This window comes from Allomuricauda sp. ARW1Y1, assembly GCF_013407935.1.
Lineage (GTDB): Bacteria > Bacteroidota > Bacteroidia > Flavobacteriales > Flavobacteriaceae > Flagellimonas.
In genome coordinates this window covers 76,156-91,794 of sequence record NZ_JACBZU010000008.1, presented here as the reverse complement: position 1 = coordinate 91,794, position 15,639 = coordinate 76,156, and the positions used below count along the sequence as shown (strand labels likewise).

Annotated in this window: 10 protein-coding genes; 7 read left to right on the top strand and 3 right to left on the bottom strand. The window is 44.4% G+C overall.

Annotated features, from left to right (window positions below; translation table 11 throughout):
• Nucleotides 1-235: 235 nt before the first annotated feature.
• Nucleotides 236-736 carry a hypothetical protein gene (locus GGE08_RS15680; RefSeq protein WP_179385827.1) on the top strand — a complete coding sequence of 167 codons (501 nt, stop codon included), beginning with the start codon at nucleotides 236-238 and terminating at the stop codon, nucleotides 734-736.
• Nucleotides 737-747: 11 nt separating this feature from the next.
• Here GGE08_RS15680 and GGE08_RS15675 read toward each other — a convergent pair whose 3' ends face one another.
• Nucleotides 748-1,368: a JAB domain-containing protein gene (locus GGE08_RS15675; RefSeq protein WP_179385826.1), complete on the bottom strand. Its 621-nt coding sequence runs from the start codon at nucleotides 1,366-1,368 to the stop codon at nucleotides 748-750.
• A 166-nt stretch (nucleotides 1,369-1,534) separates the two neighbouring features.
• Here GGE08_RS15675 and GGE08_RS15670 point away from each other — a divergent pair, with 166 nt between their 5' ends.
• Nucleotides 1,535-2,590 (top strand): NAD(P)-dependent alcohol dehydrogenase, encoded by a 1,056-nt coding sequence (locus tag GGE08_RS15670; RefSeq protein WP_179385825.1) that lies wholly within the window; start codon nucleotides 1,535-1,537, stop codon nucleotides 2,588-2,590.
• 394 nt (nucleotides 2,591-2,984) lie between these two features.
• Nucleotides 2,985-4,676, top strand: coding sequence for a leucine-rich repeat domain-containing protein (locus GGE08_RS15665; protein WP_179385824.1), 1,692 nt, complete (start codon nucleotides 2,985-2,987; stop codon nucleotides 4,674-4,676).
• Nucleotides 4,677-4,779: 103 nt separating this feature from the next.
• Here GGE08_RS15665 and GGE08_RS15660 read toward each other — a convergent pair whose 3' ends face one another.
• On the bottom strand, nucleotides 4,780-8,172 hold the full coding sequence (locus GGE08_RS15660; RefSeq protein ID WP_179385823.1) for an amidohydrolase family protein: 3,393 nt from the start codon (nucleotides 8,170-8,172) through the stop codon (nucleotides 4,780-4,782).
• Nucleotides 8,173-8,518: 346 nt separating this feature from the next.
• On the opposite strand from GGE08_RS15660, the gene GGE08_RS15655 reads away from it, so the two are divergent.
• From GGE08_RS15655 to GGE08_RS15640, 4 genes are all read left to right on the top strand, one after another.
• Nucleotides 8,519-10,345: a hypothetical protein gene (locus GGE08_RS15655; protein ID WP_179385822.1), complete on the top strand. Its 1,827-nt coding sequence runs from the start codon at nucleotides 8,519-8,521 to the stop codon at nucleotides 10,343-10,345.
• A gap of 2 nt (nucleotides 10,346-10,347) precedes the next feature.
• Complete coding sequence (locus GGE08_RS15650; RefSeq protein WP_179385821.1) at nucleotides 10,348-11,181, top strand: DUF2490 domain-containing protein; 834 nt, start codon at nucleotides 10,348-10,350, stop codon at nucleotides 11,179-11,181.
• Between the two features lie 32 nt (nucleotides 11,182-11,213).
• The gene (locus GGE08_RS15645; RefSeq protein WP_179385820.1) at nucleotides 11,214-12,062 is read left to right on the top strand and encodes an MORN repeat-containing protein; all 849 of its coding nucleotides are present in this window, start codon (nucleotides 11,214-11,216) and stop codon (nucleotides 12,060-12,062) included.
• A 164-nt stretch (nucleotides 12,063-12,226) separates the two neighbouring features.
• Nucleotides 12,227-13,285, top strand: coding sequence for a leishmanolysin-related zinc metalloendopeptidase (locus tag GGE08_RS15640; RefSeq protein WP_179385819.1), 1,059 nt, complete (start codon nucleotides 12,227-12,229; stop codon nucleotides 13,283-13,285).
• 92 nt (nucleotides 13,286-13,377) lie between these two features.
• Here the strand turns inward: GGE08_RS15640 and GGE08_RS15635 are convergent, their stop codons facing one another.
• On the bottom strand, nucleotides 13,378-15,537 hold the full coding sequence (locus tag GGE08_RS15635; protein WP_257024055.1) for a helix-turn-helix domain-containing protein: 2,160 nt from the start codon (nucleotides 15,535-15,537) through the stop codon (nucleotides 13,378-13,380).
• Nucleotides 15,538-15,639: the final 102 nt, after the last annotated feature.

The following is a 15,639-nucleotide window of genomic DNA, read 5'->3' as shown; positions in this document are numbered from 1 at the left end:
AAGAACCGTTTCGGGGAAGAATTCTTCCCCGAAACAGACGACATTAATGATAATTTTATGAATTTAGCGATGTCCTAAAAAAGGGAAGGCTACAGAGGGTACAATAGGATTGTTTGATTTTACTGAGTATAATAGTCAATCAAAATCAGATTATTTCAATTACCTCAATCTCTATACTACAGGTTTAATTCAATTTAGTTCTCCGAAACTAATTCTGGACTCTCATTCAATTGACTTGGATAAGCTGTTCAAGCTTTATGTTGACCCTATTGAGCATATAAAAGGTAATAAAGGGGAGGAAGATCTTCAAATGATCAAATCTCATGTTCAAGAAAGATTGATATCTAAAGTGGAGGAAAGAGTTCATACCAATATTAAAATTGATAGTAATTTAATTTCTGATATTATTTTTCCTTACGAATTAGATTGTATTGGAATGAATGGATCTTTAGTGGGGGCTAAATCTTTGACATTTGAACATTCTCATCAAACCGTTGATAGAAACGTTTCTCATTATATTGCTTTAATAACTTCCCTCAGTTACAGATATAGTAAAAGTCTCAAGGATAATAGATTTTATCTCATTGCAAATGAACCCAAAGACACAAAGGGAGAAACATATAAGATTTGGGATAGGGTTTACAAAAATGATTTAATCGACATTTTACACCCAGATGATTCAGATATTGTTGCTGAACGTGTTTTTGAAACCAATGCAACAAAATTTCTTAATTAAGGAAAGACTAATCAAATCCCCCCAATCTCCTTTAAACTCAACCCCGTAGCTTTTTTAATAATTTCAACATCTACACCTTGAGCCTTTAAATTTTTGGCAATTTCAAGCGAATTTTCCTTTTTGGCCCGCTTCTTCTCCGTCTCGATCTTAAACTCCTCCAATTCCTTTTTTTCGGGCCCGGTAATCTCAAAAAAGCCGCTTTTGCGCAATTGGTTCATGATCCCACGGTCCTCAAAACTGGTGTAACGGGTTTCTGTGATCACCAAATGGTCCAGCACCTCCACATGGATCAGTTTGCCCACTTTCAGCATATGGTCGGTAAAGTTAAGGTCGGCATCGGTCACTTCGTGCGAGCCGCTGGGGTGGTTGTGCACCAAGATCAGCTTGCTGGCCAGTTTGTAGATCGCCATCCGGAACACATCCGGCGGGTCGGCATTTACCCGGTTGCTCGCCCCAAGGCCAATGAGCTCTACAAACAAGATCTTGTTGTTCTGGTTGAGCCCCACCACCCAAAAGTGCTCTTGGTTGCGGCGAATCTTGTTTTCGCGCAACAGCACCTGCTGCATGATCGCATATATGTCCGCAGAGTTGAGCACCTTGATTTTTTGTTCTTTGGTAAGCCGTACGTTCATGGTAGGTAAGTTATGTGTTGGGATGGGAAATTTAGGCGAAGCACGCCAATAATGCAAATGTCGCCACAAAAGAAACTGCTGCGTCTGCCCATGGTTTCCCAAAAAAGCAGTGCGCGCTGCCCCAAAGTTTCGTACATTTAAAAAAACCACATCTAAAAACACACGTATGGACACTATAGCCGTAAAGGCCTTTGGCACGCAGTCTGCCGAAGCCGATTTAAAACAAATGCAGATCGACCGAAGAACGGTCCTCGAAAAGGACATTGAAATTGATATCCTCTACTGCGGGGTCTGCCATTCCGACCTTCATTTTGCCCGAAACGATTGGGGCATGACCCAATACCCAGTAGTTCCCGGCCACGAAATCGTGGGCAAGGTCACCCAAGTGGGTTCCAAGGTTTCCAAGCACCAAGTGGGCGATATCGTCGCCGTGGGCTGTTTGGTGGATTCGTGCCGCAGCTGCCAAAGCTGTAAAAACGATGAAGAACAGTACTGCCCCGAGTGGGTGGGCACCTACGGAGGCTTCGACAAGCATTTGAACAGCCCCACGCACGGCGGCTATTCCGAAAAAATTGTAGTGGACGAGGACTTTGTGCTCCGCGTTCCCAAAAATCTGGACCTTGCGGGTATCGCTCCCGTGCTCTGTGCAGGCATCACTACTTGGTCCCCATTGCGCCACTGGAAAGTGGGCAAGGGCAGCAAGGTGGCCGTAGTCGGTTTGGGCGGATTGGGACACATGGCGTTGAAATTGGCGTCGGCCTTGGGTGCCGAGGTGACCTTGTTTTCGCGATCTACCAATAAAATGGTCGATGCCAAGGCATTGGGCGCGGACCATGTGGTCATTTCTACGGACGAAGTCCAAATGGAACAGGCCGCAGGCCAGTTCGATGTGATCATCGACACCGTACCCTACGAGCATGATCTTAACCCTTACGTGGCCACCTTGGCTACCAACGGAACCTTGGTCGTAGTGGGCTATTTGGGACCATTGGATCCCATGTTGGTCACCGTGCCCATGATCATGGGCCGAAAAAGCGTGGCAGGTTCCTTGATCGGGGGCATTGCCGAAACCCAAGAACTGTTGGATTTCTGTGGCGAGCACAACATTACCTCGGATGTGGAAGTGATCAACATCCAAGACATCAACACCGCCTACGAACGCATGCTCAAAAGCGATGTGAAATATCGTTTTGTCATCGATATGAAATCATTGAAGGAGTAGTTGGCATTACGAGACGAAATCAACTTGCTGGACAAGCTATTCTTCAAATAAAAACCGCCCCTTGCAACTGGTTCGCAAAGGGCGGTTTTGTTTTTGCGCAAACGTATTTAAAGTTAGGGGATACCATCAAAGCAAAGTATAATCTGGCTAAAGCTCAAGAAACCATTGGATACAAATACAGTGATATTTACAAGGAATACTTAAATGAAATTTACCAGGAGGATTTGGATGCCTTGAAGACTGATTTATCTAGAATATGATACCATTCGTAGTAAATTAAAATCTTTAGATTAAAAAAAATCTTACTTTTATAAAGCACTTAAAAATTAAATTAACCCCATACTTCAATGCACAGTATAGTTAGCTGTGTTTCCACCAAACATTGCATCATTTTATGAAAAACGCTTCTTACCTACTTGTGTTGTTCACTTTGTTGATATCCTGTTCCAAAAGTGAAGAACCAAATTCCCCCAATATTCCTGAAACACCCGATGCAATTGAGCAGGGAGCACAATCCTTTAGTATTAGCAATAAGGAGATAACTGCTAAAAGCACTTCAGGCCTAACGGCTAAAGAGTTTATTCCAGCCAATGTTTTTGTTAGTGTGGAAACCAGCAATGGTGCTACTATTTTAAATAGAAAGAAACTTAGTGTAATAGATAATGGTGGTGATTATGTTACGGAAGAGATAATGCTGGATCCCGGAACATATAAATTAACTGAGTTTATAGTTATAGATTCTGATGATTTTGTCATTTACTTGGCACCAAAATCCACCTCCGCATTATCTCAGTTTACCAGTACATCGCTTCCATTTAATTTCCCTGTACAAGAAGCTAATTCAAAGAATACACCTGTCGAAAATATTGAAGCAGCCGGCTATTCTTGGGTGCAATTTGGATATGAGGACGATAACCTCGCTTTCCCCGAATCTGATGATTTCTTTACACTAACGGTTGATGATACGGAAAATCTAACAACCAAAACAATTGTTCTAAAGTCATTAACTGGCTCAACTTATAAGGTTGATTGGGGAGACGGCACTGTTGATGAGTATGTTTCAACCCTAAGTGACCTGAACATAAATAATGAACTGTCCCATGATTTTGAAGATAATGGTATTTATGAAATAAAGGTTATCGGGGCCATTGAGGCTATTGAAGAGTTAGAGTTTCGAAATAACGTTCCTGAACATGGTTATCAAAGTAATCTTATATCGGCGAATATTGGAAATTTGATTTTGTTGTCGACAATAGAATTTCATTTGGGTAAATTATCAACTTTGGATACATCCAGTAATATTGCTTTGGAATATCTAAGTTTAGGGTACAATCAAATTATTGATTTAGATCTCACAAAAAATCAAAAATTAAAAAAGCTTTATGCAAGGTATAATCAGCTAACGGCGATAGATGTTTCCCAGAATCCTGATTTGGAATTTTTGTGGGTGGAAGGAAATCAAATTTCCAATTTGGATGTTTCCAATAACTCAAAATTAAGTGTATTGCTAGCAAGAGGGAATGTTTTAACCAATGTAGATTTTACTAATAATCAGGACCTCCAGCGATTTGATTTGAGCAATAATTTACTGTCCAGTATTGATCTTTCCCAAAACCTGAGTTTATATGAAATCAATGTTGGGGCAAATAACCTCACTCAGATAGATCTTTCCAATAATACTGAATTGGAACGTATAGATTTATATGAAAATCAAATAAGCTCGATTGATCTTTCTTCAAATCTGAGACTAAGGGATTTGTATATAGGTGATAATTTGCTAGATAATATAGACTTAAGTTTACATAGTAGTTTCGAAAGGTTATCAATTCACAATAATAATTTAACTAGTCTGGATTTATCCAACAATCCCTTGGTATCCCATTTGTATGTTGGCAGTAATCAATTGAGTGCAGCCCAATTGGATTTGATAATTTCCGGTATTTATGATAATGCCGTTTCAAACTCAATTAACATGGGTTATATCGATTTTCAAAACAATCCAGGTACGGATTTGATTGACCAAACTACTATTGCTAAAATCAATGAATTAGCTCTGGATTATGATTGGTTTTTTAATAACGGTTAATAGTTAGGCTGATTAATCCAATATGACAAAGGTTTAGGTCAAGTCATAGTATAAAAAAGGCGCACTCAATGGTACGCCTTTTACTTTTTATATAAGTCCAGTCTTACTGTTTCATTCCAGGCACACCAGCAGGTTTTTGGGTCTGCCAAGGAAACGGCTTCGCTGCTTTTTCCACAGGAGCTACCTCGTTCAAGGTTTCGGCATCGTATACCTTTCCATTTTTGATCACATGGGTAAGGGTATTGGTGTTACGGATATCTTCCAACGGATTTTCGTCCATGATCAGGATGTCGGCCAACTTGCCTTCCTCAATACTGCCCAAATCACCGTCCAAACCAAGCGCTTCAGCGCCCAAAATCGTGGCGGTTTTTAAGGCATCTATATTCTTCATGCCGCCGCTGGCCACCGACCACAGTTCCCAGTGGTAACCCAATCCCTGCAACTGGCCATGACTTCCTACGCCACCAATACCATCAGCCTCTACCAAATCCTTCATAAACTCGGCGTGCTTTTGGAACACATGCTCTTCGGGCATAAACCAGGCAGCCCTTCTGCGCGATTTCTGCGCCAACTCTTCGTAAGGCGTGAAATATTGTAGTTTTTTGTCGTGGTACACATCTTCCGTGGCATAGTAGTAGTTCTCCGCCCACGGTCCGCCGTAGGACACCAAAAGGGTAGGGGTCACTGCCATTTTGGACTCGGCAACGGATTGCACCACATCCTTATATATAGGATAAATGGGGAAAGAATGCTCGTGTCCAGGATAGCCGTCCAACAACTGGGTCATGTTGAGTTTAAAGTCCAATCCACCTTCGGTGGTGGGCATCAATTCCAGTTCCTTGGCCGCCATGATTACCCATTGGCGCATTTGGCGATTGCCCACCAAGTACATTTTGATGCTCTTGGTGTTGTAATACTCGCTGTATTGCTTTAGCACATCTTTGGCGTGCTCCAACGATTTGAGTTTGTACGACCAGTAGCCAACACCGGGCCCGGTGCTATACACACGGGGGCCGTGCATCATGCCGGCATCTACCATATCGGCATAGGTGAGCACGTCGGTGGTTGCCGTTTGTGGGTCGCGCGTAGTGGTGACGCCATAGGCGAGGTTGGCGGAATAGATCCAAATCTGATTTTTATGGATGCCCCAGTTGGGCCACATATGGGCATGGGTATCCACAAAGCCAGGAGTGATGGTCTTGCCGCTGGCATCGATTTCCACGGTGCCTCTGGGCATTTCCAAACTGCCTGAGGGTCCAACGCCTTTGATGCGGTTGTTCACGATCAGAATATCGCCATTCTCGATGATCTCATCACCTTTCATGGTAATGATCCTAGCCCCTTTGAGCAATACACTGCCTTCGGGAATATCCTTGGTGTAATTTACCTTTACCTTGATCTCTTTGGCTTCGAAGACCTTTTCCTCTTCCTTGTCCTTTTTATCCTCGTCTTTATCCTTGTCTTCCTCCTTTTGCTTGTCCTTCAGCTTTTCCGCCTCTTTTTTGGCCAAGGCAACACTGTCGGCATAGGCTTCCGCAGCAGGAAGGTTATAGATAAAATGACTGGCTCCAAGCGACCAGTGCACATTTTTGCTATCGCTTCGCCAAGCAGGGAATTCACCACCCATTACGGTCAGTTTTTTGGCTGGGAAGGCGGCTTTGTCCGCATCAGCCACCGATATCTTGGGGGTCTGTCCAAATTTTGGGACGGTTACCGTATAAATATCATTGTTGATTTTGGCCAGTGCCGTAGTTCCGTCAGGCGATATTTTGATTTCTGATGGTGCGGACGATTTATCCTCAGGCGCTTGATACTGTTCCGACCCGGGCAGGATATTGTGACCTCCGTTGTGATCGTGGAACCCAAAGGAAGAAGAACCAAAGGTGGTGATGCCGCTCAATTTCAAATGTTCTTTTTGATCGGTACCATCCCAACGAATGGACAACAAAGATTTATCCTTGCTCAGGTAAATGCGGTCATCCACTTTGGTGAAATGTGGGCCGGAACGTCCTTCCGCCTTGTCGATGACAGTGATTTTTCCGCCCTCAGCGGGAATCCACGCCAAATCCTCTTCCGCACCGCTGGCCCTTGGACCGATGGCATCTCGGTATACCTGTGCCGGACCTTTTAGGAAAACAATCCTATTGCTGCTGTACGACCATGCTGGACTGCTATAAATGGCAGCCTCATCCGTCAGTTTTTGAATACCACCGCGGCCATTGGCGCTGACTTTGTACAAATGTCCGCCATTCGTCTCCCACGTCGCAAACACGATATTTTTGCCATCGGGTGACCAAGCAGGTTGCGCTTCGGTAAAGTCGTTTTTAGTGAGCCTTTTTGGGGTTCCATTGGGCAAATCCATTACGTAGAGCCTGTTCAGGGCCGTAAAGGCCAATTGACTGCCATCGGGCGAGGGCACACCATCACGGATTTGGGTGACCAAGGCTTCTGGTGTATCCTTGATCGGATATTTAAACTTGAGCTGTGGTCCCATTTCCAAGTTCACATCCACTTCAAAAGGAATCTCGGAAGCAGCATTGGAAGCAATATCGATACTGTAAATTTTTCCACCGTAACTGGTCACCAGATTCTTGCTATCGGGTGTAAAAGCCATTGCTGGCAATACGCCCAAAGGAGCAATGGATTCCTGCTCATCACGCTGTACGGGGTAAGCCAACCAACGTTCGTCCCCGTTTTCCAGATTACGTAGCACCAATCCGGTTTCGGTTTCAAAACGGCTACCGTACACCAACCATTTGCCGTTGGGCGAAAGGGTAGGAGTGAAAGCGGAGCCGTAGCGGGAGGTAATGGTCGCCAAATCGCCGTCTTCCATGTCGTAGGTACCCAATTGGTATTGTGGCAACTGCGCGTTGTAGTTCCAGGCACGCATTCTTCGGGAAAAATAAATCAGCTTTCCGTCGGGTGCGAATTCGGGATCTATGGTCTTTAGGTTTTCAGGCTCATCGATCAACTGGGCGCCACCGCCACCATCTTTATGGTATAGGTGCAGTTTGATGTTCCTTCGACCACGTGCACCAACGATATATTCACCATCGGGACTCCAATCGGCCGAAAAGAAGTTCTGATTGTCGTCTTTTGTGATCTGTTTGGTTTCTTCGGAAGCCAATTCCATGGTCCAAATATTGTCGGAACCGCTTTTATCGGAAATGAACACGATGGATTTTCCATCTGGACTGAACCTCGGATGAACATCATATGCCATTCCTTCGGTAATGCGGGTTGCTTTGCCACCTTGAATAGGAAGGGTGTAGAGGTCGCCCATCATATCAAATATAATGGTCTTTCCATCGGGGCTCACGTCAAGTGATAGCCAAGTCCCTTCCTTTGTGGTGAAGGTGACGGTACGTTCGGGTTCCAAGGGCAGCTCCTTGGTCGCTTTTTTGGTAGTGTCGGTCTCTTTTTCCCCGTTTTGCGCAAGTGCAGGAGAAAGCCCCATAAATAGGGCCATGGCCCAGAGGCAATAGTTACGTTTCATATAGTCAGTTTATGCTTGATAATAGCTAACAAGGTATGAAAAAATGGTATAGGGATATTGTTTTTTTAGATGAGGGTTTACAGTGTTTCCACTATAAATCCTTATCACATCGTAAATTGTTTTGTCTCACTATTAAAAATTTCTAAATCAAAGTCCCGTATAGGCATGAATTTCATAAAACAAGGAATTTTGAAGTCCGTAAAGGTTGATTGGTTCGTAAATAACAGCAAATATCAACCTCATGATCCAGCCTTGTAAACAATGGCTTTTTTCGGTTTCTTTATGTTTTGGTTTTTCGCTCTTATGCTTTGGGCAGCAACCAAAAACCTTTGAGGGCCCACTTCAGATGGGCAACTACTCCGGACAAGCAGTTTATCAATACACGATTTCAGATTTGGACACTATTTTTAATGGTGATTTTTTATGGGAACAATCCAACTTGGAAACCTTGGTGGAAAACGAGGATGCTTCCTTTCGTATTTCCGGTGTATTTGACCAAGGCATTGCCAATGGCCCATGGCAATTTGAGTTTGGGGAATATCAAACCAATAGCCGAAGTCAGGTAGTGGGCTACGAATACCGTGTTTTGGTGAGCGGGACCCAAGAAAAAGGGGAGGGGCGACTCTCGGAGGGAAAGCCCGATGGAAACTGGACCTACACCATCAACCAAATCAAGGACTCCGAAATACAGCAAATTCTATTTAAAAGCGATATCACATACGATAAGGGCGTTCCCCAACAAAATTTTCAGATAGAAAACGACAGCAGTGTCTTGGTCGGGAGGTTTTTACGTGATGGCTTGGCCCACGATGAATGGTCCTACTACGGCACCGAGCGCGTGGAGGATATGGAGGATTGGTTTTTTGATGACGGATTGCTGCGCAACATTCGGTTGACCACCGACCAAGTTTCCAAGGAAATTCAGGTTTTTGACACCAATGCGCCCAATTACAAAACCATCCCTTTGCATATGGGCTATATTTCGCTCCTGGAGGCTGTTTTACAAGAGCAAGAAGTGGAAAGTGGTATCGCCAGCATACTGGCCCAAAATCTTGGATATTACCAAAAAATTGATAATGTACTGCGGCAATTGGGGTCTGATGGTTTTCAAATGGAAGCCAAAGTAAAAGTCCCATTTTATCCGCTGGATTCCCTTCAAACAAAGACCTTGGAGCAGATTGCTTCGGATTACCAAGTCGCTGCCAATTTGAGCCGGACCATTTTGCGAAACAGCCATTTGAATATCGTCAAACGCACCGACCCCGAAGCTTATTTCTACTACAATGTGGCCCAAAAAATCAGTTCGGATTTTCTGGAGCCCTTAAAGGCATTGGTCAGTTACCAAGAAAATGACATTGTGGCCTATCAGGAAATTCCTGTAATGCTGCAACGGTTGTGGCCCAATGGAAAGCCAAATACGGAAATCACGGTAACGGCCAACGAATCCGGGGAAATGCGAAGTTTTAGCCTGCCCAGCTCGGAAGAGTTTGGCTACGAAGGCAACGATTTACTTTCCGTAGCCGCTTTGGCCACCTATGCCCGAATGAGTTTGGAATACATCAAGGGGTCTTTGGCATCGAGGTTGACCAATGAGGAGCAATTGCAAATGCTCAATGGTCTCGAAGAGGAACTCATACAGCTCAACAATCTACTGGAGCGTGAGGTGGATTCTGTTTCAGGATTTACTATGGAGTATAGGAATGCGTTGGACAATCTTCAAAAGTTAGCGGACAGCTCTTTGACTACCTATGCGGATATGAAGAATCCCGACGAAAAATTGGCGTATGGCAATAGCGTCAAAACCTGTTTGATGGCATTGACCGACCTGGCCCAAACCCTGAAAAACATACCACTGCAGCAGGAAGCCATCAAAAAGGAATATACCAATGCTGTTTGGAACCCTTTTATGGCGAATGTGATGGCGGAACAGGTGAAAAAACGAATCACCGAGAGCTATGAGGAGGTGCTGACACCCTATTTCCTGAAAGCCACATCATCCTTGGAGTGCGGAAATGTAAAGGCATTGAACGAACAAATCATTCAGACCCATAAAATCATTCTTGACTTGCGGAACAAGGACACCCGAAAACTGGAACGTAAACTGCGAAGGGAAAAGCGCCCTATGGAAGTGCTACAACTTTTACAGGTGACATCAACCCCCAAAAACCAATAGGCATGGCAGTAGTTGAAAAAAGGCTTTGGAGGGTCATGATGGTATGCATGTTTTGGGTTGGTGCCATTGGCCATGCCCAACAAGAAGACCAGCAGGTGTTACCGGAAACCTCCCAGTACAAGGAGCCCAAAACCAAGGTGTGGTTCAATACCTACGGTAATATTAGGATTGGAAAGCGTTTCTTTTGGGACGCACAGACGCATTTGAGGCTTGAGGAAACCAAAAACACTGCGTTTTTTGGGCAAGTGGGTCAAATCTACAATAGGCACGCCATTGGTTACATCTTCAATAAGAAGACCGATGTTCGATTGGGTGGGGTAGTGCGTATCAATTTTAACACCGACGAGGATTCGGAAGACCGAAATGTGGTTCCGGAATGGCGGATTTGGCACCAGTACCAATTTGCCATGCCCTTTTACTCGGCCATGCTCTATCACCGGATACGGATAGAACACCGATGGACACAAGGATTTGCCGAGAACAGTGAGTATATTTTCAGAAACCGTTGGCGGTATATGTTCCGCGCCAAGATACCTTTGAACGATACCAAATTACAGCCCAAAACATGGTATGTTTCCCCAGAGGCCGAGTTGATTATGCAAAGCGGTAAGGAAGTGGTGGCAAGCCCTATGGAGGACTTGCGTTTGACCACTACGCTTGGGTATATCGTAACCCCCAGGTTGACCTTTGCTGCCGGAGTGATGTACTCCCAGGGCCAGGAAAGGCTTAATGGCGGATTTTACCAGCAGGGTTGGACATTGCGCTTCCACATGTACTTTTCCCCAGACTTTAGGAGGGTGAAAAACAAACTGCCCGACGTCCATTTAACCGATTGATACGTACCTATTAACGAACCATGTGATTGAAAATGAAACTTAAAAAATACACATTCTTCATATTATTGGCAGTCTTAGCGGTTGGAACGGTTTTCTTCGTTGCCAAATCCTTCAAATTAAAAAAAGAGCTTACCCTCGCCAAGGAGCAAAATCAAACATTGACCAAAAAGCTGGAATCACACGAGCAATTGGCCAAGATAGATTCACTTTTATTGGAAGGCGATTACGATGGAGCCATTGCATCCTATCAAACCAACTTGCAAACCGCAGGCAAGGAAAACAATATGGTGATTCCGTTGCGCATTGCCCTGGCGGAAAAACTACGGAACAAGGATATAAGCTTAAACATGGCCGTGGTAGACGAAACGAAAAAACAGGATTCTTTGCCTGTTTCCCGTTGGTCCGAAGAGACGGCCATTAGAAAATACGATTCCCTTAATTTTTCGTTGGAAAAAACAAAAGTGCAGTTGGCACGGTTGAAAAAGCAGCTTCAGCAAAAATCCTATGGGGAATATTTGACCTTTACCAGCCAAAAAGGAAACCAGTTGCACTACATTGGCCAGGTTAAGAATGGAAAAGCCCATGGTTTTGGTGTGGCCTTGCTGGAAACGGGCAGCCGGTACGAAGGGGAATGGAAAAACAATCAGCGCCATGGCGAAGGTACCTTTTATTGGCCTGATGGGGAATACTACGTGGGCACCTATCAAAACGATAAACGCAGCGGTTACGGCACGTATTACTGGCCCAATGGTGAAAAATACACGGGACAGTGGAAAGATGATAAGCGCAGCGGTACCGGTAAATTCTATGATGCCGAAGGCGAAATTGTGGCCGGTGGCGAATGGAGCGATGACAAACTGGTAGAGGTCAACGAAAAATAGGAGGTTAAATCACTCTTGACCCACATCTTGCCCATCTTCCATCGTAATATGCATTATATCGAGGTTTTGTGAAATGCATCGTGATATCTGAAAGATTTTGTTAAATTTAGGGGGAACCAGTTATTGGTTTAAGCTACATTAACTTAAAAATTGAGAACACGATTATGAAAAACCTCACAAGAACTCGACGCCATTCCCTTTGGATGGCAGCCGTACTCGGCGCAATTGCATTTACCTCTTGTTCGGACGAAACAATTACCCAAGATGATGCCAATGCCATTTTGGAAACGGAGACAAGCTCATTATCATTGGTGGATCATGGCGACAAAATGATCATGCTTGATGACTTGATCGTAGGTGATGACCTGCTTACCGCCCGTGCGACAACTGCCGCTGGCAACGATCGAGGCCGTTTTAACATTACCCTTAATTTTTTATTGCCACCCACAGAACGGCAGGAACAGGTATTCAATGATGCCGCTGCCCGTTGGGAGCGTATCATTATCAAAGATGTACCTTCCATTACAGGTACTATCCCATCTGCATTTGAGGGGTTCCCTCCAGCTTCTGAAGGAACCTTGGACGATGTGGTCATTGAGGTCGCTTTGGCGCCCATCGATGGCCCGGGCGGAATTTTGGGACAAGCAGGACCCCGTTTTGTACGCACCAGCGATTACTTGACCATTTCAGGTATTATGTTCTTTGATGTGGACGACTTGGCCTTTTTGGAAAGTCTCGGCCTCTTCGAAGATGTGATCGTACACGAAATGGGTCACGTTTTGGGAATAGGCACATTATGGAATATCTCAACACCTGATTTTGAACGTAATTTACTTTTGGGCGGAACAACCAATCCATATTTTGGAGGACGCAAGGCCAATGTGTTTTGGAATGCCGAAGGAGGTACGGGAGAGCTACCCATTGAGAGCATGTTTGGACCAGGTACCGCTTTTGGCCACTGGCAAGAGTCTACTTTGAACAATGAGTTGATGACCGGCTTTTTGAATTTGGGAGAAAACCCGTTGAGTAGAATAACCGCTGGGTCTATGAAGGATTTGGGCTACGGAGCAGCCAGCGTAGGAGAGTCGTATGATTTACCACGAGGCACACCGGGTGTTAATTTGAGCACTTTGGAAGAGGCCGGTACAGCAGAAGGATTGAACATTGCCGCTATGGAAGAATTGTTGATGCCCATAGGCTTTATCAATACCGATAAAAAATAAAATCCGCTCTTTAAAAATAATAGGCCTGCTTCCTTGGGGAGCAGGCTTTTTTTTGTTCATGGACTAAAAATTTTCTGCAACAACGGCCTATGCTAGAGTAACCCTTTGGCTTCCAGAGTTTTTTCCAAACGGTCATGGTTTTCCCAAAAGCGATCGGCTATTTTCTGCATCACCGCTTCATAGCCGGGGTGTGTTTCAAGTTTTTGGAATACGGGGTCTAATCCCATGAACAGCACAATCCAATACTGAAAGTGGTCTTTGGCCGCAAAAGCTTCCAATTGGGCAATGCCTTCGTCCAATTTGCCTTCGTAGGCATAAAGTACCGCCATGCTGGCTGGTTGATAGATGGACTGATCATGTTCGCAATAGTCGGCGTAAGCAGCAAATAGCTGGTCCGCTTCCTCCTGAAACCCCATTTTTTCATACGTGTAGCCTATTTTTATGTCCTCTTGCGGATATATGCCCAACCCCATTGCCTTCCTGATGTCGTTGAACGATTTATAATACTGATAGGCACTATCATATTCTTTTTGAAAATAGTGCAATTTGGCTACTTCCTGCAAAATGTCGAGTCGGGTGGTGTCCTTTATCAGTTCACGTTTCAAACTGTTCAATGTTTGTTTGATGTCCTTGTTTTTGGCATATCGGATATACGCCTTTAAATAGGGAGCGTATTCATTTTCCGGATTGGTTTCGAGCGACTTGTTGATGTATAACAAGGCTTCATCCGTAAACCCGGATTGAGCAAGTGCATTACTTAGGTGTAGATAAGTATAGCTCTGTGTAATATTGTTTTCCGACACATCCAACTGAATGCCCTTTAGGGCATATTCCAAATATTTTCCGGTATTGGGAAGGGCATTGGAGTAAATGGAAGATAAAATATTGATTACACCTGAAGCATTGGGGTTGTATTCCAAAGCTTTTTCCAAATGTGGGACCGCCAACCGATAATCCCCAATGTGCATATAATACAAGGCCTTTGCAATTAAGCTTTCTGTTAGTTTGGAATCATGCAGTAGGGCCTTGTCTGCATAATTATTAATGGTCTCTGTATATTGTTTTTGTTTTTTATACAGGTCGAGATAGTAATAAGCTATGGCCAAATCTGCATAAACCAAGGCAAATTCAGGGTCCTCTTCAACGGCTTTTTCAAATAGGGGAATGGCCTCCAGAAGACCTTCTACGGTTCCTCTGTTAAACGGCTCTTGTGCCTTTAGGTAATAATCGTAAGCCACCAAGTTCTCCGTAGGTTTTTTGTTAATCTGCTCCAACTCCGAAGGTGTTACTTGCGCTTTGATGGCATCTGCTATTTTTTTGGCCACTTCATTTTGTATTGCGAAAATATCCACCAATTGATGGGTATATTGTTCGCCCCAAACCTGTGTGTCGGTTACCGCATCGATCAATTGGATGTTGAGCATGACTTGGTCGCCTATCTTCTGACCACTGCCTTCCACAATATAATTTACGTTGAGCTCAGCGGCGATTTCTCCAATGTTCTGATTGGTATTCCGGTATTTTTCCACTGATGTACGGCTAATGACCCGTAAATCCTCAATTTTTTGAAGATTGCCCAATGAAGCTTCCATCAAACCATTGACAAAATAAAGGTTGGTGGAATCACTGCTCTCATTTTTAAAGGGGAGTACGGCAATGGACTTTTCGAGCGAAACTGTTTCCACCGTTTTTTGGGAAGAAGAGGAGGGAAGTAGTAACCAAATAAGACCGCCACCGATTAAAACTACCATGGCAAGGAGAGCCCAACGGTATCTTCTAAAAAAGGAGGGAGCGGCTATTTCGGGCCCTGCGTCCTGAAATCCCTGTTTGCCAACTTCGCCCGGGGGATGACCGTACTGTTCCCGAAAACACTTGATGAAATAGGAGACGCTTCCAAAACCTACTTGATATGAAATCTCGGAAACCGTCTGATCGGTTTCTTGTAGCAATCCCATCGCCTCTTCCAGTCTGATTTTTCGAATAAACTGGCTGGCCGATAACTGGGTCTGTTTTTTGCATTTCCGCAGCAAACTGGAACGGCTCATGTGCATGGCTTTGGCCAATTCCGAAACACCAAAGTGCTCATCGCTCAAATGCTCGAGTATGATGGCCTTGGCCTCATCGGTAAATTTCTGCCCTTTGGGTTTGTCTAGCATTTTGGTTTGCAGATTGATAGCTGCGCGGTCTGTACAAATATAAACGTTTCCTCCCCACGGGAAAAATGCCCCTTTTGCCGCATAGTTTATATCCATGCGCCATAATTTTTATGGACAGTGCAGGGGTTATATATATCGCAGCATAGGTGATTGGTACTGCATCAGGCTTTGGGGAATCTTTGTGATGTAAAAATTATT